Origin of the sequence: Roseivivax halodurans JCM 10272, assembly GCF_000521785.1 — a bacterium.
GTDB lineage: Bacteria > Pseudomonadota > Alphaproteobacteria > Rhodobacterales > Rhodobacteraceae > Roseivivax > Roseivivax halodurans.
Genome location: NZ_JALZ01000004.1, coordinates 201,035 through 228,014, shown reverse-complemented (window position 1 = coordinate 228,014; position 26,980 = coordinate 201,035). Strand labels below are relative to the sequence as shown.

Genomic DNA, 26,980 nt, shown 5'->3' with positions numbered 1-26,980 from the left:
ACGTGGAAGAGCACCTGCGGCCGTTCGTTCTGCGCATGGCCCTCGTTCGCGATCCAGAACCCGATCGCGCCATCCGTCGCGACGCCTTCCATGTCGATGCCGGCCGGCGGTGCGCCGTCCTGAGTGACCGGAACGGCAGCCGTGATGCGCGCGGGCGTCTCGGCGGGATCGATGGTGAAGATCATCGGCGAGCCCGCGTAATAACTGTCGTTCACCGCGTGGAGCATGCCGTCGCCGCCCGCGACGAGCCCCGAGGGCGTTCCCCATCCGATCAGGGTGTCGGAGCCTGCGGAGGTCAGCATCGGGTAGACGGCGTCCGCCCCCTGACGCTCGAAGATCATCACATGCGCGCGCACTGCCATCCGCGGAGATGGTCGGTCTCGTTGGCCGAGATCAGAAGTTTCCGGTCCGGCAGCGAGACATAATGGCGCCACGAAAGAAGGCGGCGGCGGAATGATGAAACCCGAAGGGTCCATCCAGATCTTCTCTCCACTCAAGGTCCGCAAGCAGAACGGTCGCCCGAAGATCCGAGCGAAGACCGGACACAGGATCCGCATATCCTGCGCGCCATCGGCCGGGGGTGGGGCTGGCGGCGGCGGATGGAGGCTGGCGAATTCAACACGGTCGCCGATCTGGCGAAAGCAGTGGGGCTTGCCGAACGCCATGTCAGCCGCCAGGTGCGGCTCGCCTATCTCGCGCCGGGTGTATTCAAGCGACTGGTCTAAAAGCGCAAGGCGCCCGCCGTGACCCTATTGAAACTGACCGATGTCGCGGCCCTGCCGTGGCAGGAACAGCCGGAGCGGGTGTTCGACTGAGCCTCAATGAAAGCTCGCCTGAAACGTCGTCGCGGTCAGTGAGACGTGGGCGTCGAGCGGCGGGTGCAGCTCGAACGCCTTCGGCTCGCGCGCGAAGTTCCAGAGCCGGAACAGACGCCATTCGGACCGGCGTTCCTCGGCCACGGCCAGTTCGTTGCGGGTAATGTGGAAGGGCGTGCGCTCCCAGCCGTTCGTCGTCTTGACCTCGATCAGCCGGGCCAGACCGTCCGGGGCGAAACTCGCGATGTCGTAGCCCGCACCATCGCCATCCTCCTCCGACACCCACCGCACCTTGCGCGCCAGATCGTCCCGTCCTGCCATCCGCAGGACCGCGTGCTCATGCGCCAGGACGCGCTCCTCGCCTGCGCGGCCGAGGGCCCGGTTGCGCTCGTCCCGGCCCGCCACGTCGAACTTGCGGGCGATGTGCAGCATCTGGTCCAGTTCCTGCGGAGGCGGCTGGTTCGACAGCGTCGGCGGCGGACCGATCCAGATCTGGGCCGCCTCGCGCAAACCGCGTGCGGGGTGCAGGCCAGATTGGCGCCCGAGCCAGGCCGGGTTCAGCGCCAGCCACCGCGCCACGGCATCCACCAGGGTCATCTGGAAGTTGAACGCGGGCTTGTAACCGGGGATCCAGTCCTCGCCGAGCCCCTTCAGCACCGCGCTGATATTCTGGTGCTTGAACTCGACGAACCCCTCGGACCGGTCGTTCAGCAGCGGCAGAAGTGCGCGGCGATGCTCGGCCTTCTTGTAGGGCCGCCCGGAGACGTCGTCGGCCAGCATCGCGAAGTAATCCGCGACGATCAGGTCGTTCTCTTCATCCGTCTAGGGCCCGTTCGACATTGCGCCAGGCTATGGGCGCGAAGTCTGTTTGTCATCAGAGACTACCGGCAGGGATTTCGCTGATGTCGCCGGCCCCATGCACCAGCGCCAAGGCCTGGTGATCGGCCGCCACGGAGCCGTCCCTCTGACCGCCCTGCGCCTTCGTGTCGGTCTCCGTCACCGGATTATCTCGCGCACGGGACGAACCCATGAACACGGCAACGCACTGCAAATGCGAGGATGTTTTACGCCGTCCCGTGGCCGTCGAGGGGCGTTCAAAGAGAGACGCGGGGCATTCGGAGACCCATCCTGCGTCAAGCGCCCAGTCTCCGAGGGGCGGGTGGCCCTGCCAACGCCCTTTGAATGCAGAAGAAAAAAGCCCCCGATCGGGGCCCTTAGGCGGATTCCGCATTTGAATGTGGCGGAGAGGAAGGGATTCGAACCCTCGAGACGGTTTCCCGCCTACACACTTTCCAGGCGTGCGCCTTCGACCACTCGGCCACCTCTCCGCGGGTGGTCCTAATGGATGCAGGCAGGGGGATGCAAGCGGATAACCTGCGAAAGCGGCGGCGCGGACGCGGCGGAAGTGCCGCGCGGCTCAGATGTCCGCGTCGCCGCCGCTGCCGGGGCCGCTCCGGCGCGAGCCCGACGGCATGTCGCGCACCCCCTGCCCCTCCCCGGCGAAGGAGCGGTGCCTGCTCTCGCCGCTTCCGACGATCGTCTCGGGATTGCGGAACCAGATGTCGCGCTGCGGGAAGGGAATCTCGATGCCCTCGGCCGCGAAGCGCTCGGCGATCTGGTGGTTCATCTCGGTCCTCACCACGAGGATTTCGAGCACGTCGACAAGGAACACTCGGATCTCGAAGTTCAGCGCGGAATTCTCGTAGCCCACGAAGTAGATGAACGGCTCGGGGTTCATCAGAACGAAGGGATGCTCCCGGGCGATCGACATCAGGATGCGCTCGACCTGGCGGGTATCCGTGCCGTAGGCGACCGAGATCGGTACGATCAGGCGGCCGATGGTCTTGCCCCGGGTGTAGTTGGTGACCGTCCCGGAGATGAAATCGCCGTTCGGCACGATCACGTCGAACATGTCGAAGGTCTCGATCCGGGTCGAGCGGACCGAGATGTCCTTGACGAAGCCGTGCGTGCCGTTGACCTCGATCCAGTCGCCCTCGCCGATCGGGCGTTCGATCAGCAGGATGATGCCCGAGACGAAGTTCTGCACGATGTTCTGCAGGCCGAAGCCGATGCCGACCGAGAGCGCACCGGCGACGAGCGCCAGCGAGGAGAGGTCGATCCCGGCGACGCCGAACGCCGCCAGCGCCGCCAGCAGAACGCCCATATAGCCGATGCCAGAGACGATCGCGTTGCGGCCACCGAGATCGATCCGGGTCTTCGGCAGGACCGCGCTACGAAGCCCACCTTGCAGAAGCCGCGTAATCCCGAAGCCGACCGCGAAGACCAGCAGGAAGGTCAGCATGTTCGTCGGCGAAATGCGGGTGCCGCCGAGCGTGAAGCCGGCGGTGAACGCAGCCCAGAGCTCGGTCAGATCGGTCGTGCGCGCGCCCCAGATGAGCGCCAGCGCCGGAAGCGCGACGAGACTGAGGAGGAAGCCGGCAACGACGGGAATGAGCGTGTTGGTCTCGGTGACCGAGCGCCCCGTGAGAAGTGCGTAGAGATCGCCGATGAAGCGCTGCACGACGAGGATCGTGCCGAAGAGCATCAGCGTCCTTATCGCGGGATAAAGCAGCGCCTCGGAGAGGTTGGAGAAGCCCGCAGCCGCGAAGATCGGCGCTACCGCCCCGACCACGAGCATCGCGCGTCCGAGGACACGGGCCACGCGGATGCGGAAGAGGATCCCGTCGGGCTGCGGGCCGGTCTCGTCGCTGTCCACGGCTTCGGCGTTCATGAAGATCTGGCCGAGGCGGAAGAGCAGGATCCCCGAAATGACGACGATGGGGAAATCGATCACGTTGGCCGCGGCCATCGAGTAATCGTCGAGTTCGGCCAGGGCCAGGTGCAGCCGCCGCAGGACCAGAAGGACGGCGAGACCGAGGAAGAAATAGCGCGCCTCGCGCCGGCGCGGGCGGCCGATGGGAAGCGTCGCCACGTCATCGTCGGGCGAGAAGGTCTGCATCGCCAGCCAGCGGACGTAGAAGAAGATGCCGAGCCAGATCGGAACGCCGTAGAGAAGCTGCAGCGACCGTTCGGACAGGATGCCGGAGGCCTCCGCAGCGGCGACGATGGCGAGGATGCCGCCGATGGGCAGGAAGATCTCGCCGAGCGACAGCACGAACCTCCAGACGCCCGAGCCCGGACGCGTCTGCCGCCGCAGCCAGGAGACACCGATCTCGGCCCAGCGTCCGCCGCGCAGCAGGAGCAAGATGCCGAGGGCCAGAAGCGAAAGGATGGCGGGGAGTTGCTCGATCAGGGCCTGCCGATCCTCCTCGCTGATCCACGCCTCATCCGGGGGCGTGAGCGTCCTCGACACCGACTCGAGCAGCGCCTCCACGCCCACGGGCCAATGCACCGGGTTCACCGGCGGCGGGCCGCGCGACAGCATGCGTTCGGCCTGACGCTCGCGCAGCCGGCGGTCGATCTCGCCGATCAGGCCGTCGGCACGGGTGAAGGCCTCTTCCGCGGCGACGCCCGGCGCGCGCGCCTGGGCGAGCTGCTCCTGGAGTTCGGCACGGCGGTTCGAGATTTCCTCTTCCTCGGTTCCATTCTCGGGCGGCTCGCCGAGCGCGGCGAGCTGCGAGCGGAGGGTCTGCGTGCGCGCGGCCTCGGCGTCGCGGAGGGCGCCAAACTGGGAGCGGAACTCGGCAATCCGGCCGCGCAGGAGATCGAGGGTCTGGTCGGTGACGTCCTCCTGCTCGAGCGCGCTCTCGGCGCGCTGAGCGGTTTCCTCCCACGGGCCGTAATCGTAGTTCTGCTGCTGCGCGGCCGCGGAGGCAGCGGCGCAGACCAGGGTCAGGGAAAGGAGGAGCCGGCGGAAAAACGCCACCGTCGCCCTCACACGTCCTCGAAGACGCCGGGGATCGAGGCGGGCGCGGAGGCGAGCCACGGGGGCACCGGCAGGCCCTTGCCCTTCAGGAATTCGGGATTGAAGAGCTTGGACTGGTAGCGGTTGCCGAAGTCGCAGAGCACGGTGACGATGGTGTGACCCGGCCCCATCTCCTTGGCCATGCGGATGGCGCCCCCCACATTCACTCCGGTCGAGCCGCCCATGACGAGCCCCTCTTTCTGGAGGAGGTCGTAGACGATGGGCAGCGCCTCCTTGTCGTCGACGCGGCAGACGAAGTCGGGCTTGAAGCCTTCGAGATTGGCGGTGATGCGCCCCTGCCCGATGCCTTCGGTGATCGAGTCCCCGGGGTTCTCCTCGCCCGTATAGAGCTTGTAGAGACCCGCGCCTTCGGGGTCGGCAAGGCCCACCTTCACGCCCTTCGGCTGCAGCGCCTCGGCGACGCCCGCGATGGTGCCGCCCGATCCCGCCGCGCAGATGAAGCCATCGACCTTGCCGCCGGTCTGCTCCCAGATCTCGGGGCCGGTCGTTTCCACATGCGCCTGACGGTTCGCCACGTTGTCGAACTGGTTGGCCCAGATCGCGCCGTGCTTCTCGGTCTTGGCCAGCTCCTCGGCGAGCCGGCCCGAATAGCGTACGTAATTGTTGGGATTCTTGTAGGGCGCGGCCGGAACCTGTACGAGCTCGGCGCCGGCGAGCCGGATCATGTCCTTCTTTTCCTGGCTCTGCGTCTCGGGGATCACGATCACGGTGCGGAATCCCATGGACGTGCCGACCAGCGCGAGGCCGATGCCGGTATTGCCCGCGGTGCCCTCGACGATCGTGCCGCCGGGCTCGAGCAGGCCCTTCTCGACCGCATCGCGAATGATGTAGAGCGCCGCGCGGTCCTTGACCGACTGGCCGGGGTTCATGAACTCGGCCTTGCCGTAGATGTCGCAACCGGTGAGCTCGGAGGCCTTGCGCAGCCGGATCAGTGGCGTTTGGCCGACCGAGTCGGCGAGGTCTGTCGCGATGCGCATGAGCGCCCTCCTGAACGTCTTTGTCCGAAGGGTGTAGGTCGGTGGTCCGGATTCCTCAAGACAAGGCGCGCAGGCGGTCCCGGTTCATGCCCAGCCAGTAGATCATCATCGCGAGAGGTCCGGCATTTATCTCGCCCGTGGCGATCAGTTCCATGGCCCGGTCGAAGGTGATGACATGGCTGCGGATGTCCTCGTTCTCCTCCTCGGCGCCACCGAGCGTGCCGTCCTGCCCCGAAAGATCCGCAATGCCGAGGAAGCAGTGGAAGAACTCGCTGCTGTATCCCGGAGAGGCATAGACGCCGAGCATCTTCTCGAGGCGCCCGAGATGCAGATGCGCCTCCTCCACCGCCTCGCGGCGAGCAGTATCGACCGGATCCTCACCGGGATCGACAAGCCCCGCCACCGGCTCGAGCACCCAAGGGAAGGGATCGCCGCGCAGGATCGGACCGTAGCGCAGCTGTTCGATGACGAGCAGGGAGTCGCGCTCCGGATCGTAGGGCAGGACGAGGGCCGCATCGAAGGCGGCGAAGCCTTCGCGTTCGACGCGCGGGCTTTCGCCACCCGAGAAGGTACGATGCGACAGCGCGAAGCGGCGCAGACGGAAGAAGCCCTCGAAACCTGGCATCCAGCGCGGGCCGTCGACAGCCTCCATCCCGAGCCTGGCACGCAGATCGCGCGGCGCGCCTTGCCGCGCCAGAAGCTGCGACCACGCCCGCGCCATGCGGGCGAAGCGCGGAGCGCCCGGCTGATCGGTGCGGAAGCTCGCCATCGCCTCGTCTGCGGCAAGGGTCGTGATCTCGCCCCACCGCGCTCTCCACGTCTCGAAGTCCCACGGATCCCCCGGCTGCCAAAGACTATCCGTGGGCCGGTAAACTTGCGCATCGGCCGGGCCGGCTTCGGTCCCCACCCTCACCGGCTCGAGCGCGTATCCGTAAACGCCCTCGTAGTGATCTATCCGGGCGACATCGTTTTCCGAGAGGTTCGGCAGAAGAAGGCCGGGCGCCACCTCGCCGGCCGCGGGGAGGAGGATCGGAAACTCCTCTCCCTCGGCGGTCATGGCGCGGTGATCCGCGCAGGTCGCGGGAACGGCGTCGATCCCGTCCTCGGGTCGGCCCAGCACGCGGGCCAGCAGCGGGACGTGGCGGAGCGTCCCGAAAACGAACAGCGAAGTCACGAAGGGTCATCTCCAGCGTCGGGCAGTGGCCTCGGACAGGTAACCCACGAGAACGGCACCGACCAGCAGGGTCGCGACGATCTGTCCGTCCACCAGGACCCGTGCGTATTCGGCAATCAGCTCGAAGCCGTTGGCGATGGCCTCGAGTATCGAATCGTAGCGCCGGTCGAAGGCGCGCACGACCATCCGGTTGCCCGCCTGCAGCGCGAGACACCAGACGACCGCCGCCGCAACTCCGGTGATCCCGTTCGAGATCGCGGCGCCGAGCCCGCGGCCGGCGCGGGGTCCGACGACGATCCAGCCACAGAGAAACCCTATCCCCGCATGCCAGAGCGAGAAATGCCCGAACTGCGTGCGGTCCGGCACGAGCGGCTTGACCATCTCCGAGACGATGAAGGCCAGGACCGCCAGACCGAGACCCGAGAACAGTTTGGCGGCGGTGGGCATGGTGGCGCTAGCTCGGTCGTGTCACTGTGATCTGGGTGACGTCGCAATTGCCGCTCGAGAAGGTCGCGGCGCAGGAGGTCAGGTAGAAGTTCCACATCCTGCGGAAGCGGTCGTCAAAGCCCAGTTGAGACACATTCTCCCATTTTTCGTTGAACGTGTCGTGCCAGCGACGCAGCGTCTGGCTGTAGGACTGACCGAATTCCATCGACCCCGTGACGTCGAGCCCGGCCCGGCGCACCTCGTCGCGCAGCACCACCGGCGATGGCAGCATGCCGCCCGGAAAGATGTATTTCTGGATGAAGTCGACGCTCCGGCGGTACATCTCCCAGCGGGAATGCTTCACCGTGATGATCTGGAGCGTCGCGTTCGCGCCGGGTTTCAGCCGGTCGCGCAGCGTGTCAAAGAAGACCGGCCAGTAGCGCTCCCCGACCGCCTCGAACATCTCGATGGAGGCGATGCCGTCATAGGCGCCCCGCTCGTCGCGGTAATCCTGCAGCTTGACCTCGACGCGGTCCGATAGCCCTGCCCGCGCGATCCGCTCGCGCGTGTAGTGGTATTGCTCGCGGCTGATCGTGAGGCCGGTGACCCTGAGCCCGCGTTCCTTTGCGGCGTATTCGGCAAAGCCACCCCAGCCGCAGCCGATCTCGAGCACGTGATCGCCGGCGGAGGCCCCCATCTGGTCGACCATGCTGGCGTATTTTGCAGTCTGGGCCTTCTCGAGGCTCTCCTGCCCGGTCTCGAACAGAGCCGAGGAATAGGTCATCGTGTCGTCGAGCCAGAGCTTGTAGAAATCGTTCCCGAGGTCGTAATGATGCGCGATGTTGCGTCTGGCCTGACGCTTGGAATTGGCCTGCAGCCAGAAGCGCAGACGCTCGAAGGCCCGCACGAGACCCATGCCTGCGAACCCGTCATAGAGCTCGTCGTTGTCGGCATGCATGAGATCCATGAACGCCATCAGATCCGGCGTCGACCACCATCCCTCGAGATAGGCCTCCGAGAAGCCGAGATACCCTTCGCGGATGAGCCGGCCGAAAAGGTCGGGATTGTGGATGTGCAGCTCGGCGACCGGTCCCGGTGCGCGACCTTCCGCCCGGAAGACCCGGCCGTCCTCGAGCACGAAGTCCGCGCGGCCCCTGTTCATGGTCTTCGCTGCGGCGAAGACCTGCGGGAAGTATCGTGGCAGGCCTGCCTCGCCGGCGGTGTCTGTCCGGATCATCTGGTCTTGCTTTCCCTGTTCTGTCCGGCATCAGCCACGGTGGAATGACCCCGCCGGTTTCTGCTCTTGTCTTAGAGGAGTTGCGTTTCTCGGCAAGCTGCATCGCGGGACCCTCTCGCGGCCTGTGCCATCAGGTCACGCCCGCACGCCTCAGAAGTCGCGGTTCTCGTAGGCCTCGAGCGCGCGCTTGCGTCCCTCGGAGGCCTCGACGATCGGGTCCGGATAGGCGTCGTCCGGGGACATCACCCAGCTGCGCGGGATGGCGTCGAAATAGCTCAGCGCCTCCCTCGGCGGGTTGTCCTGACCTTCCGCGATCCAGCGCCTGACGTAGTCGCGCGACTTGTCGAACCGGTCGAGCTGGGTCTCGGGGTTGAAGACGCGGAAATAGGGCGTCGCATCGGGGCCCGATCCCGCCGACCATTGCCAGCCCATGGAATTCGACGCGGGATCCCAGTCGATGAGGCAGTCCTCGAACCATTCCATGCCGATCTTCCAGTGGCACATCAAATGCTTGCAGAGATACGAGGCGACGATCATCCGGCCGCGGTTGTGCATCCGCCCCGTGACATACATCTCGCGCAGCGCCGCATCGACGAAGGGAATGCCGGTCCGCGCCCGCTTCCAGGCGATCACCTCCTTGAGGCGCTCGTCCTCGTTCCAGGGAAACGCGTCCCATTCCTCGCGCCAATTGTCGTAGAGCAGGCGCGGCGTGTGCCACATCAGGTGATAGGCGAACTCGCGCCAGACGAGCTCCTGCAGGAAGGTCTGCGCCCCCGCCTTGCCGTCCTCGAGCGCGCGCAGCCCGGCATGCCAGCATTGTCGCGGCGTGATCTCACCGACGCTGAGATTCTCCGAAAGGTTCGAGGTTCCGTCGGTGGCGGGAATGTCCCGCGCGCCGTCATATCGCTCGACCTTCGAGCTCATGAAGGCCCCGAGCCGCGCCTGTGCCGCACTCTCGCCAAGCTGGACGTAGGGGCGCACCACCTCTGCGCCGCGATCCATGTCGGCGCCGAGGTGCCAGTCCTCGAGCGCATCGCTCTCGGGCCATCTGTCCGGCGCGGGAAGCGAGGACGGCGTGCCGAGCGGTTCCGCCACCTCGCGGTCCTTCACGGCGCGCCAGAAGGGCGTGTAGACCTTGTAGAAGCCGCCGGTCTTGGTCTCGACCGTCCAGGGCTCGAACATCAGGTGACCGGGAAAGCTCTCGGCCTCGATCCCCGCTTCCTTCAGCGCCGCCTTCACGTCCCGGTCGCGGTCGACGCTCACCGGATCGTAGGCGCGCATCCAGTAGACCGCACCCGCTCCAGTCTCCTCTACGAGCTTCGGGATGAGATCGACGCCGCGTCCGCGCCGCAGGATCAGCCGGCTGCCCTTGTCCTCGAGCGATCTTGCGAGATGGCCGACCCCGAGCCCGAGCCGCCAGGCGGGCGCGGTGCGCAGCATCTTCACGCCCTCGTCGTGCAGGAAGACCGGGATGACCGGGCCGCCGCGCTTGACCGCGGCGTCGAGCGCCGGGTGATCCGAGAGGCGCAGGTCGCGGCGGAACCAGATCAGCGTGGACGTGGCGGTCATGCGTGTCACTTTCGGTCGGTGTCGCGGGTCCCGGGCAACCTAGCGCAGCCCGCGATCCGGCAAGCGCGCCGTCATGCCGCGCCCCGCGCGGCGAGCAGACCGAGCAGATCCGAGATCGCGCGGCATCGCTGTCCTAGGTTCGGCCGGCTCGCGCGGGTGGTCAGACGGCACTCGTGGGGCCTCAAAACGGCATCGATGCGCTGTGAGCACCCGCATCGACCATCATCCGGATCTCCTCGTCGAGCCATCGTCGTGGCCGTACATGCAGCGCACAGAGCGTCCTCGGCAGCTGCTGTCCGCCCGAGAAGACCGGCACGCCGAGATAGGCCGCGACGCCGAGCGCATCGAGCGCGTGGCTCCCCTTGACCAGCGGATGGGCATGGGTGTCGTCGATGACGAGCGGGCGCGCAAGCGCGAGGGTGTGACGGCAGATCGTCAGCTCAAGCGGGACGGCGCGGTCCTTGATCCCCGTCCGGTCTTCGATCGCGCAGTCTTTTGACCGCACATAAAGCCTGTCCCCGACGATCTCGGTCGAGAACACGAAAAAGACGTCAAGCATGCTGCGCAGATACGCGACGATCTCGCGGTGCGAGGTCGTGGACCCGAGGTCACGCACGGCCAGCCCCGCGCCGATCGGCAGGACAAATTTCGCGGCGCGCGCGGGGACGCAGTACGTTCAGGGTCGGAAGCTGTCTCATCTCTGTGCAAGACTCTTATACGGCAAAATGTTTCGTCTCAAAAATGTGTAAATCAATGCAAAATTTTCGGAATTTCCCTCGCGAGGGTTCCGGTGCGCAGGGTGCTTGGGAGGCCGGGACTGTCAATATGCTGAAACGGGTCAGTTATGCCTGCGGCCAATTCACTCGACATGCGCGGATGTCCTCCCATAGTCGGCACATGGCCCGTACGCTCCGCGACATCGCCCTCCTCGTCCTCTCGCTCGTCGTGATCGCGGCAGGTGCGGCGCAGCTCGAGCGGATGCGGAGCTTTGCCGAGCCGAGAGCGCTCACGCTCGGCGGTGCGCCGGCCACGTTCTACGAGGGCGGAGATGCCGGTCTGGTGATCGTGTCCCATGGCTTTGCGGGATCGCGGCAGATGATGGAGGCCATTGCCCTGACCCTCGCCCGGGCCGGCCACGACGTCGTCGCTTTCGACTATCCCGGCCACGGCCGGCACGGCGCGCTTCTGTCCCGCGATGTCGAGCGGATCACCGGGACGACCGAGGATCTCGTCGAGCAGACAATCGCCGTGGCCGAGGACGCAGTCAGGCTCACCGGGGCGGAGGAGATCTCGCTCGTCGGACATTCCATGGCAACGGACGTGATCGTGCGGGCGGCGGACCGGCTTGAAGGCGTGCGTGCCGTTGCAGCGATATCGATGTATTCCGACGCGGTGACGGCCACCCATCCCGCCCGGCTCCTGATCGTGTCGGGTGAACGGGAGGGGCGGCTGAGGGACGTGGCGCTCGATGCGGTCCGCGGAGTGGGTGAAGGGGCAGAAGGCGAGACGGTCGGCGAGGACGGCATCCTACGCCGGGCTGTCGTTGCGCCCCGGGTGGGGCATGTCGGCGTCCTCTGGTCGGGAACGACGGCGCGCGAGGTGGCGGCGTGGCTCGGGCCGGAGACGCAAGCCGTCTCCATCGGTCCCTGGATCGCGGCCTTGCTCCTCGCCATCGTGATCGCGGCCTATCCCCTGAGCACTCTTCTCCTGCCGAGGATCGAGACCGGCGCGGCCGGACCGGCGCGGCGCGCCATGCTTGCTGCGCTTGTCGGCAGCATCGCCGCGGTGATCGCCGGGGCGACCGCCTTGCCGGCGCTTGGGACGGCGGCCTTCGGCGCGCTGGCTCTGTCGCTCGGGGCATGGGGCGTCGTCACCCTGGGCCTTTTGCGCCCGCGCCTGTCGTGGTCCCGGGGCGATGCTGGCGCCGCGGCGCTGATGCTCGCTTGGGGGCTCGGTGTCTTTGCGCTTGCGCTCGACCGCTACGGGGCGGCTTTCGTTCCGACCGGCCCGCGGCTCGGACTGATGGTGCTGCTCATTCCCGCAACCCTCGTCTTCGGGGTGGCCGATCGCGCGCTTGTTCACGGCCGTGGTCTCGGCATGCGCCTCCTGCTGCGCCTGCCGGTTCTCTGCGCCCTCTCCGCGGTGATCGCGCTGCGCTCAGATCCGATGGGGCTCGTCTTCACGGTGATCCCGGTGCTGGTGCTCTATTGGCTGGTCTACGGAACGATGGCGGGCTGGATGGCACGCCGCGCTGGCCCTGCCGGGGTGGGCCTCGCCTCCGGCGTCATACTCGCCTGGTCACTGGCCGCCTCGACGCCGCTCTTTGCCGCGGGATGAACCGCCTTAGCACGGTAAAATGAAAGGGGCGCCCGAATTGGACGCCCCTTCCGAACTTCATGATCTCACCTGTCAGCGCGGCTCGCTGCGCAGGCCCTGCAAGATGGCCCAGCAGAGGAACAGCAGAACCACCGTGAAGATGATGCCGGTCGCGTTCACCATCGCCTGCAATGCCGTGAGACCGCCGCCGATCAGCAGCACGATCGCCACGATGCCCTCGGTCGTTGCCCAGAACACCCGCTGAGCGGTGGGGGCCTCGGTCTTGCCGCCGGCGGTGATCGTGTCGATCACGAGGCTGCCCGAATCCGACGAGGTGATGAAGAACACCAGCACGAGAACGATGCCGAGCGTGGAGGTGATCATCGACAATGGCAGGTCCTGGAACATCGCGAACATGGCGAGCGAGTCGTTGTAGTTCGCGATCACGTTCTGGTAGGCGCCGCTATCGGTTCCCATCTCGAGGACGTGGTTGATCGCGGTGCCGCCGAAGGTTGCCATCCAGAAGATGGACACGGCTGTCGGGATCAGGATCACGCAGGTGATGAACTCACGCACAGTCCGGCCGCGGCTGACGCGGGCGATGAACATGCCGACGAAGGGCGACCAGGAGATCCACCACGCCCAGTAGAACGAGGTCCAGCTCTCGCGGTAGCTGTCGTCCTGCCGCCCGATCGGGTTCGAGAGCGGAACGATGTCCCCCACATACGTGATGAAGCCGGTCCAGGTGTCCTGCAGGATCTGCATCGTCGGTCCGACGAGGAAGACGAACATCAGCAGGATGAAGGCGAAGGCCATGTTGATGTTCGACAGAAGCTTCACGCCGCCGTCGATGCCGCGGATGACCGAGACGAGAGCGATCGCCGTCACGCACATGATCACGATGATCTGCGTGTTGAGACCCTCCGAGATGCCGAACACGAAGTGCAGACCGGATGAGGCCTGCTGCGCACCGAGCCCGAGCGACGTGGTCAGACCGAAGAGCGTCGCGAACACCGCGATGATGTCGATGACGTGGCCCGGCCAGCCCCAGACGCGATCCCCCATCAGCGGGTAGAACGCCGACCGGATCGAGAGCGGAAGCTGCTTGTTGTAGGTGAAGAGCGCGAGGCTCAGCGCCACGACGGCATAGATCGACCAGGGGTGCAGACCCCAGTGGAAGATCGTCGCGGCAAGACCATGGGCCCGCGCCTCGTCGACCAGATCCTGGTTGATCTCGCCGGTCGCGGTGTCGGTGATCGGCCCTTCGAGGCCGAGCGGTCCCGAGACCTGCATGTGGTAGACGGGCTCGAGCACGCCGAAGAACATGAGGCCGATGCCCATGCCGGCGGCAAACAGCATCGCGAACCAGGACAGGTAGCCGAAATCCGGCTTCGCGTCCGTGCCGCCCAGCCGGACCTTGCCCCAGGGGCTGACGATCAGGAACAGGCAGAAGATGACGAAGATGTTTGCGGCCGACAGGAAGAACCAGTCGAACGTGGTCGTCACGAAGGTGAACAGCCAGTTGAAGACCGCCGAAGACTGATCCTGGAAGATCAGCGTGACGAGAACGAAGGCGACCACGGTCAGCGACGAGATCAGGAAGACCGGGTTGTGGATGTCGAACGACAGGGGGCCGATCGATCTCTGGATATTGTCCTGACCGACCTCGTAGGTGGTGTCGATCGTGTTGACCTCACCGTCCGGCGACGGAATATCCAGCCCTTCGGATGACGTGTCGGACATGCGGCACTTTCTCCTCTGGTGGTTTGGTTTTCAGTATTCACGCAGTATGCGCACACCTGCATTCGAAGTAGCGCGCCCGTGATCGTTACCAGCGCGAATGTCGTGCCGCGATGCGGAATGGCACCCGACGGCGACGAACCTCCTGAAGATCCATTACAAAAATTTCAAGTGCGGCAGCCGATTTCGGCCCGGAACACGGCCATCGCACAACTCTTGGGCGACCCTCAGGCCCGGATGTCGACGAGAACGCGTCCCTTTACTCTGCCTTCGAGGATGGCCGCTCCGAGATCCGGAAGCGCATCGAGCGTCGCGGTCTCGATCATGTCCTCGAGATTCTCCATCGGCAGGTCGCGGGCAACGCGCCTCCAGGCTTCGAGGCGGGTATCGTAGGGCTTCATCACGCTGTCGATGCCGAGAAGGTTCACGCCCCTGAGGAGAAAGGGGATGACCTTCGCGGGCAGATCCGCGCCCCCTGCAAGGCCCACCGACGCGACGGAGCATCCGTATTTCATCTGGCCGAGAACCCGCGCGAGCATGGCGCCCCCGACTGCGTCGATGCACCCGGCCCATGTCTCTGCCTCGAGCGGGCGCTTGACGGTGTCCGCGATCTCGGCGCGCGGAACGATCGTCGAGGCGCCCAATTCTCTGAGATAGCTTTCGTTGTCCGGACGCCCGGTCACCGCGGCGACCTCGTAGCCGAGATTGGCGAGGATCGCGATCGCGACCGAGCCGACCCCGCCCGAAGCCCCGGTGACGAGGACCGGCCCATGCTCCGGTTCGAGACCGTGGTCCTCGAGCGCCATCACCCCGAGCATCGCGGTGAAGCCCGCCGTTCCCACCGCCATCGCCATCCGGGTGTCGAGACCCTCGGGCAGCGGCACGAGCCAGTCCGCCTTCACGCGCGCCTTCTCGGCATAGCCGCCCCAATGCGCCTCGCCGACCCGCCAGCCGGTCAGGACCACCTTGTCGCCGGGCGCGTAACGCGGGTCGTCGGAGCTTTCGACCGTGCCGGAAAAGTCGATGCCCGGAACGTGCGGATAGGACCGGACGAGTCCGCCCCCCTGCCCGATGCAGAGCCCGTCCTTGTAGTTCAGGGTGGAATACTCGACCGCGACCGTGACGTCGCCCGCAGGCAGGTCGTCTTCGGCGATGTCCTTGACCGCGGCGCGGGTCTTGCCGCTGTCCTCGTCCTTCTCGACCACCAGCGCGCGCATCTCGTCTCTCCCTTTCGCTCCCACCTGTCCAAGACCTACCGCGACACGGGTCCGGGGCAAGTCTGGAATGCGATCCGCCTCGCGCCGAACGGCGACATCACATGGGTGCCGGGGGACCGATACCCTCCCCCCTCGCCGGGCCCTCCGGGCGGTCTAGTTCCGTCTCGAACACGCAAACGGATCGGGTGACTTATGATCGACATCCTCAACATCGCGGTGGCGCTCCTCACCATCGCCTTCGGGCTCTTTGGTCTGATCGCGCCGCGCTACACGGCGGGCGTGCTCGACCTCGAGGTGGGCGCGACGACGATGGGATTGTCGGAGCTCCGCGCCTCCGCCGGCGGGCTCTTCGTCGCGCTCGGGGGGATTGCGCTGATTACGGGGTCGGCGGCGGTCTATGCCGGGCTCGGGATCGCCTATGCCGGGGCCTGCATCGGGCGCCTGGTCTCGATGGTCGCGGACAAACCGCCGCAGCCGAAAGCCGCGTTGTACTTCGCCTTCGAGGCCGTCGGGGCGGCCTGGCTGTTGGCAATACACGGCAGCGCGATCTGACCATCCCAAATTTCGCGGCCGACCCCTCTTTTCTCCGGAGGGCGCAGCGACTATGTTTTGCCTGTCTCGCAAGAGACTATGGACATAAACGCGCTCGTAATAAGCGGCTCGGACCCGGGGGCGGTACCCGGCGGCTCCACCAATCATCCGCTCGTTGGGGGATCTTGGGGCCGAAATAGGATCGACGAACGTCTAAAGGGGTGGCTTTGTCCCGGTGAGGTACCACCGTTATCGGTCCGTAAAGCATAGTTGCCAACGACAATCATGCTCCGGTTGCAGTTGCCGCGTAAGCGGTAACGAGACCGAAATCTAAGTCCACTCCCCTAGCAGGGTTTGGCGGGGTTCGCAGGCACCTGGCAACAGAAGCCTGCACTCTCCTGCCATTGCCGTAGTCTGCGACCTCCGCCACAAGCGTCACGATCCCGTCGCACCCGGCAGGCAAGGTCCGCTCAATGGCAAATCCGACATTTCCCGAACTTGCGCGCGTCTTCCACCGCATCGGCTGGCTGTCCTTCGGCGGTCCCGCAGCGCAAATCGCGCTCATGCACCGCGAATGCGTGGAAGAGCATCCCTGGCTGACCGAGCGGCAGTTTCTCAACGCGCTCTCCTTCTGCATGCTCCTGCCAGGCCCCGAAGCGATGCAACTCGCCACCTATACGGGCTGGCGGCTCAAGGGCATTCCCGGCGGCCTGATCGCCGGAGGGCTCTTCGTGCTGCCCGGCGCCTTTGTCATCGCGGCCCTTGCCATGGCCTACGTCACCGTCGGTGCGACGCCCGGAGTCGATGCCGTGCTGCTCGGCGTGAAGGCAACGGTCATCGTGATTGTCGTGCAGGCGCTCGTGCGGCTGACCCGCAAGGGCCTGACCGGTGGCGCCATGGTCGCGCTGGCGGGGCTGGCCTTCGTCGGTATCTATGTCTTTTCGATTCCTTTCCCGGTGATCGTCGCCGCCGCCGCTCTCTTCGGCTATCTCACGCGCCGGGGCGAGACGGAGCTTCCGCGCGAAGAGGCCGCCTCCGCCCTGCCCTGGCACACCATCGCGCTCTGGACGACGCTCTGGCTCCTGCCGCTGCCGCTGCTCTGGCTGTCCGGTGCAACGCTCTTCCTCGATCTCGCGGCCTTCTTTGCGAAGCTTGCAATCGTCACGTTCGGCGGCGCCTACGCCGTTCTCGCCTACATGTCGGACGTGGTGGTCGAGACCAATGGGTGGCTCACCGCAGGTCAGATGATCGATGCCCTCGGGCTTGCGGAAACGACCCCCGGGCCCCTGATCCTCGTCACCCAGTTCGTCGGGATGCTCACCGGCTATGCCGCCCACGGGCCCGTCGCCGCCATCGCCGCGGGGGTGCTGACGCTCTGGATGACTTTCGTTCCGTGCTTTCTGTGGATCTTCGCCTTCGCGGGCCATGTCGAATCGCTTCTCGCGCGTTCGCGGCTTCAGGGCGCGCTCTCGGCGGTCACCGCGGCGGTCGTGGGCGTGATCCTGAACCTCTCGATCTGGTTCGCGATCCATGTCCTCTTCACGGAGGTCCGCGAGGCCGGTGCCTTGTCGGTTTCCGTGCCGGTCCCTGCGACGCTCGATCCCCACGCGCTGCTGCTCGTCGCGCTCGCGGCCGTTCTCATGCTGGTCCTGAAGCGCGGGCCCGTCGTCACGCTGGCGGCCACGGGCCTTGCGGGGGGGATCCTCGGCGCGATGTGAGGCGCCGAGAAAGCGCGGCACTCGGCCCCTTTCATCTGCCGACAGATGCAATATGCTGGAGAAAAGGCAGATGAAGGACGGGCCATGTCCGACGGGATCGACTACGGCAATCTAATGCACCGCGCGATGCGGGGGCTTATTCAGGAGGTTCTGAGCGATATCGCCCAGACCGGACTGCCGGGCGAGCACCATTTCTTCATCACCTTCGATACCGCTCACCCGGATGTCGAGATCGCCGATTGGCTGTCGGACCGCTATCCGGGCGAGATGACCGTCGTGATGCAGCACTGGTTCGACAATCTCGACGTCACGAACGAGGGCTTTGCCGTGACGCTCAACTTCGGCGACGCGCCCGAACGGCTCTACATCCCCTACGACGCGATCAAGACCTTCGTGGACCCTTCCGTCGAGTTCGGCCTGCGGTTCGAATCCCAGGACGACGAGGACGAGGTCGAGGCGCCGCACATCGTCGCCGAGCCCGAGGACGACGAGCCCGAAGGCGCCCGGAAGGACGCCGACATCGTCTCGCTCGACAGCTTCCGCAAGTAAGCCGCGTCCTTCGCCGTTGCCCGTGCGCGGGCGTCACGCTATCCCCGCCCGCGACGGATAACTCCCGAGGACGAGGACAGACGCATGACCGACACCCGCACCGAGACCGACAGCTTCGGCCCGCTCGAGGTTCCCGCCGACAAGTACTGGGGCGCCCAGACCCAGCGGTCGATCATGAACTTTCCCATCGGCTGGGAGAAGCAGCCCGCGCCCATCGTCCGCGCGCTCGGCGCGATCAAGAAGGCCTGCGCCCAGCAGAACGTCGAGCAGGGCAGCATGGAGCCCGAGATCGGCGAGGCCATCGGTCAAGCCGCGCAGGAGGTGATCGACGGCAAGTTCGACGACAATTTCCCGCTCGTGGTCTGGCAGACCGGCTCGGGCACGCAGTCGAACATGAACGCGAACGAGGTGATTTCGAACCGCGCGATCGAGATCCTCGGCGGCGAGAAGGGCTCGAAGAGCCCTGTCCACCCCAACGATCACTGCAACATGGGGCAATCCTCGAACGACACCTTCCCGACGGCGATGCATGTGGGCATCGCGCTTCAGGCGCGCAACGTGCTGCTCCCGGGGCTGCGCAAACTGCACGCGGCGCTCGAGGCGAAGTCGGGAGAGTTCGAGGGCATCATCAAGATCGGCCGCACCCATACGCAGGACGCAACACCCCTGACGCTGGGCCAGGAATTCTCGGGCTACGCCCACCAGGTCGCCAAGGGCATCGAGCGCATCGAGGCTTGCCTTCCGGACATCTACGAACTGGCGCAGGGCGGCACCGCCGTCGGCACCGGCCTCAACACCCGCGAAGGCTGGGCCGAGGGCGTTGCTGCCAAGATCGCCGAGATCACCGGCCTGCCCTTCGTCACCGCACCGAACAAGTTCGAGGCACTTGCGGCGCATGACGCCATGGTCATGTTTTCGGGCGCGCTCAAGACGGTCGCGGCCTCGCTCTTCAAGATCGCGAATGACATCCGCTTCCTCGGCTCGGGGCCACGCTCCGGCCTCGGCGAGCTGATCCTGCCCGAAAACGAGCCGGGCTCGTCGATCATGCCGGGCAAGGTGAACCCGACGCAAGCCGAGGCGCTGACCATGGTCTGCGCGCATGTGATGGGCAACGACGCGGCCATCGGCTTTGCCGGCAGCCAGGGGCATTTCGAGCTCAACGTCTACAACCCGATGATGAGCTACAACGTACTGCAATCGATGCAGCTTCTCGGCGACAGCGCGTCGGCCTTCACCGACAACATGGTCTCGGGCATCCGCGCCAACGAGGAGCGGATCGGTGAGCTGATGCGCAACTCGCTGATGCTTGTGACGGCGCTCGCGCCAACCATCGGCTACGACAACGCCACCAAGGTGGCCAAGACCGCGCACAAGAACGGCACGACCCTTCGCGAGGAAGCGGTGAAGCTCGGTTTTGTCGACGAGGAGACCTTCGACCGCGTGGTGCGGCCCGAAGACATGATCGGCCCGAAAGCCTGAGGCGGAACGCAGCGGGAGCCGGCATCGCCTTTGCAGCTCCCGTTGCGTCACCTCTGGCGTGGATCCGGAAATAGTCTATATTTTGAATATGACTGACGTGGTGAATCTCAACCGTTTCCGGAAGCGCAAGGCCCGCGACGACAAGCGCGCCCAGGCGGACGAGAATTCCGTGCGCCATGGGCGGACGAAGGCGCAGAAGGATCGCGAGGCCGCCGAGGCGGAGCGCGTCCGCCGCGACCACGACGGACACGAGCGCGAAAAGTGAGCGGCCCACCCGTCAAGCGCTCGCTGACGCTGCGAGGGCACCGCACGAGCGTCTCGCTGGAAGAGCCCTTCTGGACCGCCTTCCGCGAGATCGCCGAACAGGACGGCAAGCCGCTCAATGCGCTGGCCGCCGAGATCGACGCGCAGCGCCCGCTCGACACCGGTCTCGCCTCGTCGATCCGGGTCTATATCCTGCGCCGCCTCAAGGAAGCGGCGCAGAAATCTCAGTCGACCAATTCGTAGACGATCGTGACCTCGGCGGTGTAGCCGGTCTCGCCGGCGGCGACGGGGACGTCCTTGACGGCGCGCATCTCTGCCATCGGCCGAGGGAAGCCTCCGCCGCTCCCGCCCTCGTCGATCCGGACGATGGGCCCGAGCGTCACGCCCGCGGCCTCGGCATAGAGCTCGGCCTTGGACCGCGCCTTGGCCACCGCGTCGCGGCGCGCCTCGTTCAGAAGCGGCTCGGGATCGCTGACGCTGAAGCTCAGCCCGCCGAGCGTGTTCGCGCCGTCCTCGAGCACCGCGGCCAGCACGTCGCTGAGGCTGCCGAGATCCCGCACGCGAAGATCGACGCGGTTGGAGGCCTCGTAGGCCACGATCTCGGGCTCCGCCTCCGAGCCGTCGCCGCGCCGCACGGGGTTCAGCGAGAGGTCGGATGTCTGGACGTCCCGGGCCTCGACACCGAGGGTTTCGAGCCGTTCGAGAATGCGCGCCGCCACACCGGACGCCGCGTCCATCGCGGCCGCGGCTTCGGAGGCGCGCTCGGTGACGCCAAGCGTGATCACTGCCATGTCGGGTGGGGCCGACGCCTCTCCCTCGCCCCGCACCGTCAGGCGCGGTCCCTCCTCTTGAGCGGCGGCACCACCGGCCAAGCCGAGCGCCAGGGCGAGAACGATCACGATCCGTTGCATGGGTTTCCTTTCCCTTCTTGCGAGGCGCAGAGTTTCGCGTGCGGATGCGGCAGTCGCAAGATGCCTCTCTTTCGCTGCGGGTCTCGCTGCTTTAAGAAGATCCGAAACGCGCTACGGACTCCAAAGACTCCGCCGGCAATGGTAAAGGTCTCCGTATGATACCAGAATTCGCGCTGAACCTTTCTGTCGAGGGCATCTCGCTGCTGCGCCGGGTCGAGGGCGGCTGGGCCGTTCTCGGCGAGGCCGCCCTCGACGGCGATCTCGAAGAGGAGATGCGCAAACTGCGCGACATCGCCGCGGCCGCGGCGCCCGACGGGACCTGCGTCAAGCTCGTCATACCCGAGGATCAGATCAAGTTCCTCGACATCCGCGATCCCGGCACCGACGCGGAGCGGGCGGCTGCTGCCCGCGCCGCGCTCGAAGGGGCGACGCCCTACGAGGTCGCGGACCTTCAACACGACTGGTCGGTCGCCAAGGGCCGCCTCTTCGTTGCGGCTCTGGCGCGCGAGACGCTGGACGAGGCGGAGCAATTTGCCCTGACGCATGGGTTCCGGCCCGTCTCGGCGGTGGCGATGCCGCACCCTTCGAAGTTCGATGGCGAGCCGTTTTTCGGACCGGTGCGATCGTGGGACGGCGCGGCTCCGGAGCGCGACCGGCCGATCCGCATGGTACGTGACAATACCGCGGCGCCTGCGGCCCCGGCCGGGCCACGGAAAGCTCCCCCGACGGGCAATGCGTCGCCGGAGCCCGCGGCGCCGGCTTTCAGCAGCGTCCGGGCGCGGCAGGGCAAGGACGCATCGCAATCTGCGAGCCCGCTCAACGACGGCGACCGACTGAGCCGCCCCGTGCCGCAAAGGCCGGATGCGGAGGAGGTTCGAAGCCGGTTGCGGTCGATCGCCGCGTCGGATCCTGCGCTGGACGACGCCGCTCCGGCCTCGCCCGAGATCCCAGAAACGTCGCCCCGCAAGCGGGGCCTCGGCGTCTTCCGCAAGAAATCCGCTGCGCGTGATGGCGAAGCGCCGGGCCCCTCCTCCGCCGCCCGGCCGGACCCGAAATCCGCACACGGTGCCCCGAGCGACGCGCAGACGCGCATCGCGGCATTGCGTCCCGGGCGCGAGCCCGGCGCGGCCGCCAAGGTCGACGAAGCACAGCGTATGACAATGTTCGGTGCGCGCACCGAGCCCGAGCCGAAGGTCGGCGGCAAGCCGCGCTTCCTCGGACTGACTTTGACCGCGGCGCTGCTCCTCTTCCTTGTGGCGGTGGCCGCCTGGGCCTCTTTCAGCATGGAGGACGGCCTCGCACGGATCCTCAGATCCGCTCCCGAGCCCGCGTCGCAGATCTCCTCGGCTTCAACTCAGAACGCGAGCGATGGCGTGGATCAGGCGGGCGCTACCCAAGCCTCGGCGGACCCTGCCGGATCCGATGCGGAGAGCGATGCGTCCGCACCCGCAACGCAGAGCCCGGAGACGGCGAGGACCGATTACGCCGCGACCGGCATCTGGCAGCGCTCCCCGACCGCGCCCGCCGAACCGTCGGCCGGCGCGCTCGATACTGACGATGTGTACCTTCTGTCGCTCGACGCCCCCGTCACCGAGCTCGACGCCGTGGCCCTGCCCGACACCGAAGGGGCGGCGAACGACGCACCCTACCCCGCACCGATGCCGCCTGCGCCCGCGGGGGTGGATTTCGATCTCGACGACCGCGGCCTCGTCCGGGCCACCGACGAGGGTGCAATCAATCCCGACCGAGTGCGTGTCTTCGCCGGGCTCCCGCCCGTCGTGCCGCCCACCCGGTCGAGCGTTCTGCCCGGCGGCGCCGAAGAGGTGCAAAGCGTCGAGGATGCCGAACGGCTCGACGCGCTCGGCGGTCTGCGTCCCGAAGGACGACCGGTTACCCTGATCGAGGACACCGAGCGCCTCACGTTCCGCGGAGCGACGATCGAGGAGCTGGCGTCGAGGAGGCCCGCGCTGCGCCCGGCTCCGGCAAAGGCAGAAGCCGAAGAGGATACCACCGCGACGGAACGGGCGGTGGTGGCGTCGCTCGTCCCGTCGCAGCGGCCGGGCGATTTCGAAACCGTCGTCGAAGAGACCCGGCGCCTTGCCGCGCAGGTGGCGCCGCGCACCGTCGCGCCGTCGGCCCCGTCTGGATCGACCGTGGCGGAGAGGGCAACCGTTCGGGACGCCGTCGATCTGCGGCAGATGAACCTGATCGGCGTCTACGGAGAGCCCTCGAGCCGCCGCGCGCTCGTCCGTCTTCCGAACGGCCGCTACGAGAAGGTAAAGGTCGGGGACAGCGTGAACGGGGGCCGCATCGCGGCCATCGGCGAGGACCAGATCCGCTACGTCAAAGGCGGGCAGAACATGACCCTGCGCATGCCCTGACACGAAAAAGGCGGCCCCGCGGGGCCGCCAGTCGTTTCCGTGAGCGAAAGTCGGGTCACTCTGCGGCGACCTCGTCCTTTTGTGGGGCGTCGTCGTATTCGCCCGAGGCCATCTCCTCGGCCTCGATCGATTCGAAGAGCGCCTTGAAGTTGCCCTCGCCGAAGCCGTCATCCCCCTTGCGCTCTATGAACTCGAAGAAGATCGGGCCTATGACGGTCTTCGAGAAGATCTGCAGCAGGATCTTCGTCTCGCCGCCGTCGACGACCCCCTCGCCGTCGATCAGGATGCCGTGCTTCTTCATGCGCTCGATCGGCTCCTCGTGACCCTGCACGCGGTCGCGGCTCAGCTCGTAATAGGTGTCGGGCGGTCCCGGCATGAACTTCAGGCCCTTCTCGGCGATCGCGTCGGTGGCGTCGTAGATGTCCTTCGCTCCGACCGCGATGTGCTGGATGCCTTCGCCGTTGTACTTCCTGAGGTAGTTGACGATCTGCCCGGTTTCGCCGCGATCCTCGTTGATCGGGATGCGGATCTTGCCGCAGGGCGACGTCAGCGCACGGCTGAAAAGCCCGGTGAACTTGCCCTCGATGTCGAAGAACCGGATTTCCTTGAAATTGAACATGTCGCCGTAAAAGCGGAACCACGTGTCCATGTTGCCCTGGAACACGTTGTGCGTGAGGTGATCGAGGTACCAGAAACCGACGCCTTCGGGCTTCGAGGTGGCGATCCAGTCGAATTCCCAATTGTAGGGCGAGGTGTCGTAATACTCCTCGATGAAGTAGATCAGCGAGCCACCGATGCCCTTGATCGCGGGCACGTCCATGGTTTTGTCGTCGCCGGTATATTCCTCGGCACCCTTCGCGACGGCGTGGTCCAGAGCATGTTGTGCATCGACGACCCGCCAGGCCATCGCAGGCGCGCAGGGGCCGTGCTCTTCGACGAACTTCGCGGCGAAGCTGCCGGGCTCGGCGTTCAGGACGTAGGTGATGTCGCCCTGCTGCCAGAGTTCGATCGCCTTCGTCTTGTGGGTCGCGACGTGGGAATAGCCCATCCTCGCGAAAAGATCGCGCAGCTCCTGTGGCTGGGGATGCGCAAACTCGACGAATTCGAACCCGTCGGTGCCGGCAGGATTCTCGTCGGTGATCCGCGCTTTCGGGGCGTCGTGGGGAAACGGTCCCATGTCTCTCTCCTCCTTGGGCTGCATCTCAACTAGACATAATAGCTTCGCGGTGCGCGATCTGCGCGTTCTGCTGCATGTTTTTCTGTGGAATCGCCAACATCCCGCGCGTATGCTGGATCTCATGCGGCAATCACGTACAGATCTCGACGAGACCGACCTCAGGCTGCTCGCCGAACTGCAGAAGGACGCGCATCTGACTGCGGAGGCTCTGGGGGCGAAACTGAATCTGTCGGCGAGCCAGGCGGGGCGACGCCGCCAGCGTCTCGAGGCGCAGGGATATATCCGCGGCTATATCGCAAGGCTCGATCCCGAGCTTCTCGGGCTCGACGTGCAGGCCTTCGTGCAGGTCTCGCTTGGAACGCACGGGCCGGAACAAGGCCGGAGCTTTTCGCGCCTCCTTTCCACCCGGGCCGAGATCATCTCGGCCTGGACGCTGACCGGCGAGGCGGATTACCTGCTTCGGGTCTTCTGCGAGGATCTTCCGGCTCTCAACCGGCTGATCCACGAGGTGCTTCTGGGACATCCGGCGGTGTCGCGGGTCCAGAGCCAGATCGTCATGGACCAGACCAAGCCCGACGCGCCCTTCCCGGTCTGACGCCCCGATAGGTACTCTGCCCGGTTCCGGTGCAGCCGTGATGCGGAGCGGTTGTCTTTCGCCGCCATCCCGCGCCATCATCGGGGCGCCCCTGACCCGCGAGCCCCGCATGGAATCCTTTCTCTACCAGGCCTCGATCTTTCTCGCCGCCGCTGTGATCGCGGTCCCGATCGCCGCACGGCTCGGCCTCGGCTCGGTGCTCGGCTACCTGCTCGCGGGCGTGATCATCGGGCCCGTGCTCGGCATCGTGACGCAGACCGACGACATCCAGCACTTCGCCGAATTCGGCGTCGTGATGATGCTGTTCCTGATCGGGCTCGAACTCGAGCCTCGCGCGCTCTGGAACATGCGGCAGAAGCTGATCGGCCTCGGCGGGCTGCAGATCGTGATCACCGGCGCGGCGGTAATGGCGGCCGCGATCGCCTTCGGGCAGAGCTGGGCTCCGGCGCTCGCCATCGGCATGACCTTTGCACTGTCCTCGACCGCCATCGTGCTGCAGACATTGTCCGAAAAAGGCCTGATCCAGACGGCCGGAGGGCGCTCGATCTTCTCGGTGCTCCTCACGCAGGACATCGCCGTGATTCCGATGCTGGTCGTGCTGCCGCTCCTCGCCGTCGGCAGTACGGTATCGGTCGGCGAAGACGGCGCCATCGTCCGGCATTCCGCCGAAGAAGCGCATCATTCCATGAGCCTTGTCGAAGGGTTGCCCGGCTGGGGCGTGGCGCTCGTCACCCTCGGCGCCATCGCGGCGATCATCCTCGCGGGCATCTTTCTCGTCGGGCCGCTCTTCCGGTTCATCCACACCGCGCGGCTGCGCGAGATGTACACTGCCTTCGCGCTGCTAATCGTACTCGGAATCGCCTTTCTGATGATCCTCGTTGGTCTCTCGCCGGCGCTCGGCACGTTCCTCGCCGGCGTCGTGCTGGCCAACAGCGAGTTCCGGCACGAGCTCGAATCCGACATCGAGCCGTTCAAGGGCCTGCTGCTCGGCCTCTTCTTCATCACGGTCGGAGCCGGCATCGATTTCGGGACCTTCTTCGCGGCACCGCTGGCGCTCCTCGGGATGGCGCTGGGTCTGATGGCGCTGAAGGGTCTCGTACTCTACGGGCTGGCCCTCGTCTTCAAGGTGCGGGGGCGGGACCGGTGGCTCTTCACGCTGGGCCTCGCGCAGGCCGGGGAGTTCGGTTTCGTGCTGATCTCCTTCGCGCTCCAGATCAGGGTCTTTCCGCCCGCGCTGGCGGAGCAGCTCCTGCTGGTAATCGCGCTGACGATGCTGCTGACCCCCCTCTTCTTCATCGCCTTCGAGGCGCTCTCGAAGCGGATGGGCGATGAGGCGACCACGCATGCCCCCGACGAGATCGACGAACACGCGCCGGTGATCATCGCCGGGATTGGGCGGTTCGGGCAGATCGTGAACCGGCTGGTGCAGAGCACGGGCTTCAAGACCGTGGTCATCGACCATGACATGGAGACGATCCAGGTGATGCGCCGGTTCGGGTTCAAGGGCTATTTCGGCGATCCGACCCGGCCCGAACTCCTGCACGCGGCCGGGATCGCCCATGCCAAGGTCCTGGTCGTCGCGCTCGACGACCCGAAGGCGACGAGCCGTCTTGTGGCCTATGCGCGCCGACTGCGCGGTGAGGACCTGCACATCGTCGCCCGGGCCCGGGACCGGACCCATGTCTACGAGCTCTACCAGGCGGGCGCCGACGATATCGTCCGCGAGATGTTCGACAGCTCCATCCGCGCGGGGCGGTACGTTCTCGAGAATATCGGCCTGACGGAATTCGAGGCGAACGAGGCGCAGAACACCTTCTATCACCACGACCGCAAAACGGTGCGCGAACTCGCGAAACACTGGAAGCCGAACGTGCCGGCCGCCGACAACCCCGAATATATCGCGCGGGCCAAGGAGCTCGAGAAAGAGCTCGAGACCGCCCTCTTCTCGGCGCTCGAACGCAAGGACGATGCCGCCTGACCCGGCATGAAAAAGCCCCCGTCAGCCTTGGCTGCGGGGG

At 66.3% G+C, this 26,980-nt stretch carries 25 protein-coding genes, 1 tRNA gene and 1 other RNA gene; 12 read left to right on the top strand and 15 right to left on the bottom strand.

Annotated elements, in window-relative coordinates; all coding sequences use genetic code 11:
• Positions 1-362, bottom strand: a 362-nt coding sequence (locus OCH239_RS06140) for an esterase-like activity of phytase family protein (RefSeq protein WP_037259942.1), incomplete at its 3' end; no start/stop codon positions are given.
• Positions 363-599: 237 nt separating this feature from the next.
• On the opposite strand from OCH239_RS06140, the gene OCH239_RS23700 reads away from it, so the two are divergent.
• Positions 600-725 carry a hypothetical protein gene (locus OCH239_RS23700; protein WP_280110340.1) on the top strand — a complete coding sequence of 42 codons (126 nt, stop codon included), beginning with the start codon at positions 600-602 and terminating at the stop codon, positions 723-725.
• 93 nt (positions 726-818) lie between these two features.
• On the opposite strand, the gene OCH239_RS06130 is transcribed toward OCH239_RS23700, so the two are convergent.
• From OCH239_RS06130 to OCH239_RS06090, 10 genes are all read right to left on the bottom strand, one after another.
• Entirely contained in the window at positions 819-1,595 is a 777-nt protein-coding gene (locus OCH239_RS06130) for a protein NO VEIN domain-containing protein (protein WP_211241969.1), read from the bottom strand.
• A 94-nt stretch (positions 1,596-1,689) separates the two neighbouring features.
• Positions 1,690-1,815 (bottom strand): hypothetical protein, encoded by a 126-nt coding sequence (locus tag OCH239_RS23695; protein WP_280110339.1) that lies wholly within the window; start codon positions 1,813-1,815, stop codon positions 1,690-1,692.
• A 238-nt stretch (positions 1,816-2,053) separates the two neighbouring features.
• A tRNA-Ser gene (locus OCH239_RS06125) sits at positions 2,054-2,143 on the bottom strand.
• A gap of 89 nt (positions 2,144-2,232) precedes the next feature.
• Complete coding sequence (locus OCH239_RS23075; RefSeq protein WP_084782218.1) at positions 2,233-4,641, bottom strand: DUF3772 domain-containing protein; 2,409 nt, start codon at positions 4,639-4,641, stop codon at positions 2,233-2,235.
• An 8-nt stretch (positions 4,642-4,649) separates the two neighbouring features.
• Positions 4,650-5,678: a cysteine synthase A gene (locus OCH239_RS06115; protein WP_037259940.1), complete on the bottom strand. Its 1,029-nt coding sequence runs from the start codon at positions 5,676-5,678 to the stop codon at positions 4,650-4,652.
• A 55-nt stretch (positions 5,679-5,733) separates the two neighbouring features.
• The gene (locus tag OCH239_RS06110; RefSeq protein WP_037259938.1) at positions 5,734-6,852 is read right to left on the bottom strand and encodes an NUDIX domain-containing protein; all 1,119 of its coding nucleotides are present in this window, start codon (positions 6,850-6,852) and stop codon (positions 5,734-5,736) included.
• Positions 6,853-6,858: 6 nt separating this feature from the next.
• Positions 6,859-7,299 (bottom strand): TrgA family protein, encoded by a 441-nt coding sequence (locus tag OCH239_RS06105; protein ID WP_037259936.1) that lies wholly within the window; start codon positions 7,297-7,299, stop codon positions 6,859-6,861.
• Between the two features lie 7 nt (positions 7,300-7,306).
• Positions 7,307-8,515, bottom strand: a complete 1,209-nt coding sequence (locus OCH239_RS06100; RefSeq protein ID WP_037259934.1) for an SAM-dependent methyltransferase — start codon at positions 8,513-8,515, stop codon at positions 7,307-7,309.
• 150 nt (positions 8,516-8,665) lie between these two features.
• Entirely contained in the window at positions 8,666-10,084 is a 1,419-nt protein-coding gene (locus OCH239_RS06095) for a cryptochrome/photolyase family protein (RefSeq protein WP_037259932.1), read from the bottom strand.
• Positions 10,085-10,265: 181 nt separating this feature from the next.
• Positions 10,266-10,700: a GAF domain-containing protein gene (locus tag OCH239_RS06090; protein WP_037259930.1), complete on the bottom strand. Its 435-nt coding sequence runs from the start codon at positions 10,698-10,700 to the stop codon at positions 10,266-10,268.
• Positions 10,701-10,981: 281 nt separating this feature from the next.
• On the opposite strand from OCH239_RS06090, the gene OCH239_RS06085 reads away from it, so the two are divergent.
• A complete protein-coding gene (locus tag OCH239_RS06085; RefSeq protein ID WP_037259928.1) occupies positions 10,982-12,421 on the top strand; it encodes an alpha/beta fold hydrolase in 1,440 nt (479 codons plus the stop codon).
• 72 nt (positions 12,422-12,493) lie between these two features.
• Here OCH239_RS06085 and OCH239_RS06080 read toward each other — a convergent pair whose 3' ends face one another.
• The gene (locus OCH239_RS06080) at positions 12,494-14,143 is read right to left on the bottom strand and encodes a BCCT family transporter (protein WP_051489327.1); all 1,650 of its coding nucleotides are present in this window, start codon (positions 14,141-14,143) and stop codon (positions 12,494-12,496) included.
• Between the two features lie 224 nt (positions 14,144-14,367).
• Positions 14,368-15,357 (bottom strand): oxidoreductase, encoded by a 990-nt coding sequence (locus OCH239_RS06075; protein ID WP_037259926.1) that lies wholly within the window; start codon positions 15,355-15,357, stop codon positions 14,368-14,370.
• A gap of 192 nt (positions 15,358-15,549) precedes the next feature.
• Between OCH239_RS06075 and OCH239_RS06070 the strand changes: the two genes are divergently transcribed.
• The 7 genes from OCH239_RS06070 to OCH239_RS06045 all read left to right on the top strand — a co-directional run bounded on the left by OCH239_RS06070 (position 15,550) and on the right by OCH239_RS06045 (position 20,141).
• Entirely contained in the window at positions 15,550-15,909 is a 360-nt protein-coding gene (locus tag OCH239_RS06070; RefSeq protein WP_037259924.1) for a DUF4345 family protein, read from the top strand.
• Between the two features lie 24 nt (positions 15,910-15,933).
• Positions 15,934-16,283: a transfer-messenger RNA gene (gene ssrA / locus OCH239_RS22030) on the top strand.
• A gap of 78 nt (positions 16,284-16,361) precedes the next feature.
• The gene (gene chrA, locus OCH239_RS06065; protein WP_037259922.1) at positions 16,362-17,606 is read left to right on the top strand and encodes a chromate efflux transporter; all 1,245 of its coding nucleotides are present in this window, start codon (positions 16,362-16,364) and stop codon (positions 17,604-17,606) included.
• An 84-nt stretch (positions 17,607-17,690) separates the two neighbouring features.
• Complete coding sequence (locus OCH239_RS06060) at positions 17,691-18,155, top strand: SspB family protein (RefSeq protein ID WP_037259920.1); 465 nt, start codon at positions 17,691-17,693, stop codon at positions 18,153-18,155.
• Positions 18,156-18,239: 84 nt separating this feature from the next.
• A complete protein-coding gene (fumC, locus tag OCH239_RS06055; protein ID WP_037259918.1) occupies positions 18,240-19,634 on the top strand; it encodes a class II fumarate hydratase in 1,395 nt (464 codons plus the stop codon).
• An 88-nt stretch (positions 19,635-19,722) separates the two neighbouring features.
• A complete protein-coding gene (locus OCH239_RS06050; protein ID WP_037259916.1) occupies positions 19,723-19,899 on the top strand; it encodes a DUF4169 family protein in 177 nt (58 codons plus the stop codon).
• On the top strand, positions 19,896-20,141 hold the full coding sequence (locus OCH239_RS06045; protein ID WP_037259914.1) for a ribbon-helix-helix domain-containing protein: 246 nt from the start codon (positions 19,896-19,898) through the stop codon (positions 20,139-20,141). Before OCH239_RS06050 ends, OCH239_RS06045 begins: the two co-directional genes overlap by 4 nt.
• Here OCH239_RS06045 and OCH239_RS06040 read toward each other — a convergent pair.
• Positions 20,123-20,809 carry an SIMPL domain-containing protein gene (locus tag OCH239_RS06040; protein ID WP_037259912.1) on the bottom strand — a complete coding sequence of 229 codons (687 nt, stop codon included), beginning with the start codon at positions 20,807-20,809 and terminating at the stop codon, positions 20,123-20,125. The two genes, OCH239_RS06045 and OCH239_RS06040, sit on opposite strands and share 19 nt — an antisense overlap.
• Positions 20,810-20,964: 155 nt before the next feature.
• Here OCH239_RS06040 and OCH239_RS06035 point away from each other — a divergent pair, with 155 nt between their 5' ends.
• Positions 20,965-23,190 carry a hypothetical protein gene (locus OCH239_RS06035; RefSeq protein WP_037259910.1) on the top strand — a complete coding sequence of 742 codons (2,226 nt, stop codon included), beginning with the start codon at positions 20,965-20,967 and terminating at the stop codon, positions 23,188-23,190.
• Between the two features lie 55 nt (positions 23,191-23,245).
• On the opposite strand, the gene hppD is transcribed toward OCH239_RS06035, so the two are convergent.
• On the bottom strand, positions 23,246-24,367 hold the full coding sequence (hppD, locus tag OCH239_RS06030; protein WP_037259908.1) for a 4-hydroxyphenylpyruvate dioxygenase: 1,122 nt from the start codon (positions 24,365-24,367) through the stop codon (positions 23,246-23,248).
• Positions 24,368-24,476: 109 nt separating this feature from the next.
• Here hppD and OCH239_RS06025 point away from each other — a divergent pair, with 109 nt between their 5' ends.
• Together OCH239_RS06025 and OCH239_RS06020 are read left to right on the top strand one after the other, a co-directional pair.
• Positions 24,477-24,962 (top strand): Lrp/AsnC family transcriptional regulator, encoded by a 486-nt coding sequence (locus OCH239_RS06025; protein WP_244430311.1) that lies wholly within the window; start codon positions 24,477-24,479, stop codon positions 24,960-24,962.
• Positions 24,963-25,071: 109 nt separating this feature from the next.
• Positions 25,072-26,940, top strand: a complete 1,869-nt coding sequence (locus tag OCH239_RS06020; protein ID WP_037259906.1) for a monovalent cation:proton antiporter-2 (CPA2) family protein — start codon at positions 25,072-25,074, stop codon at positions 26,938-26,940.
• Positions 26,941-26,980 lie beyond the last annotated feature (40 nt).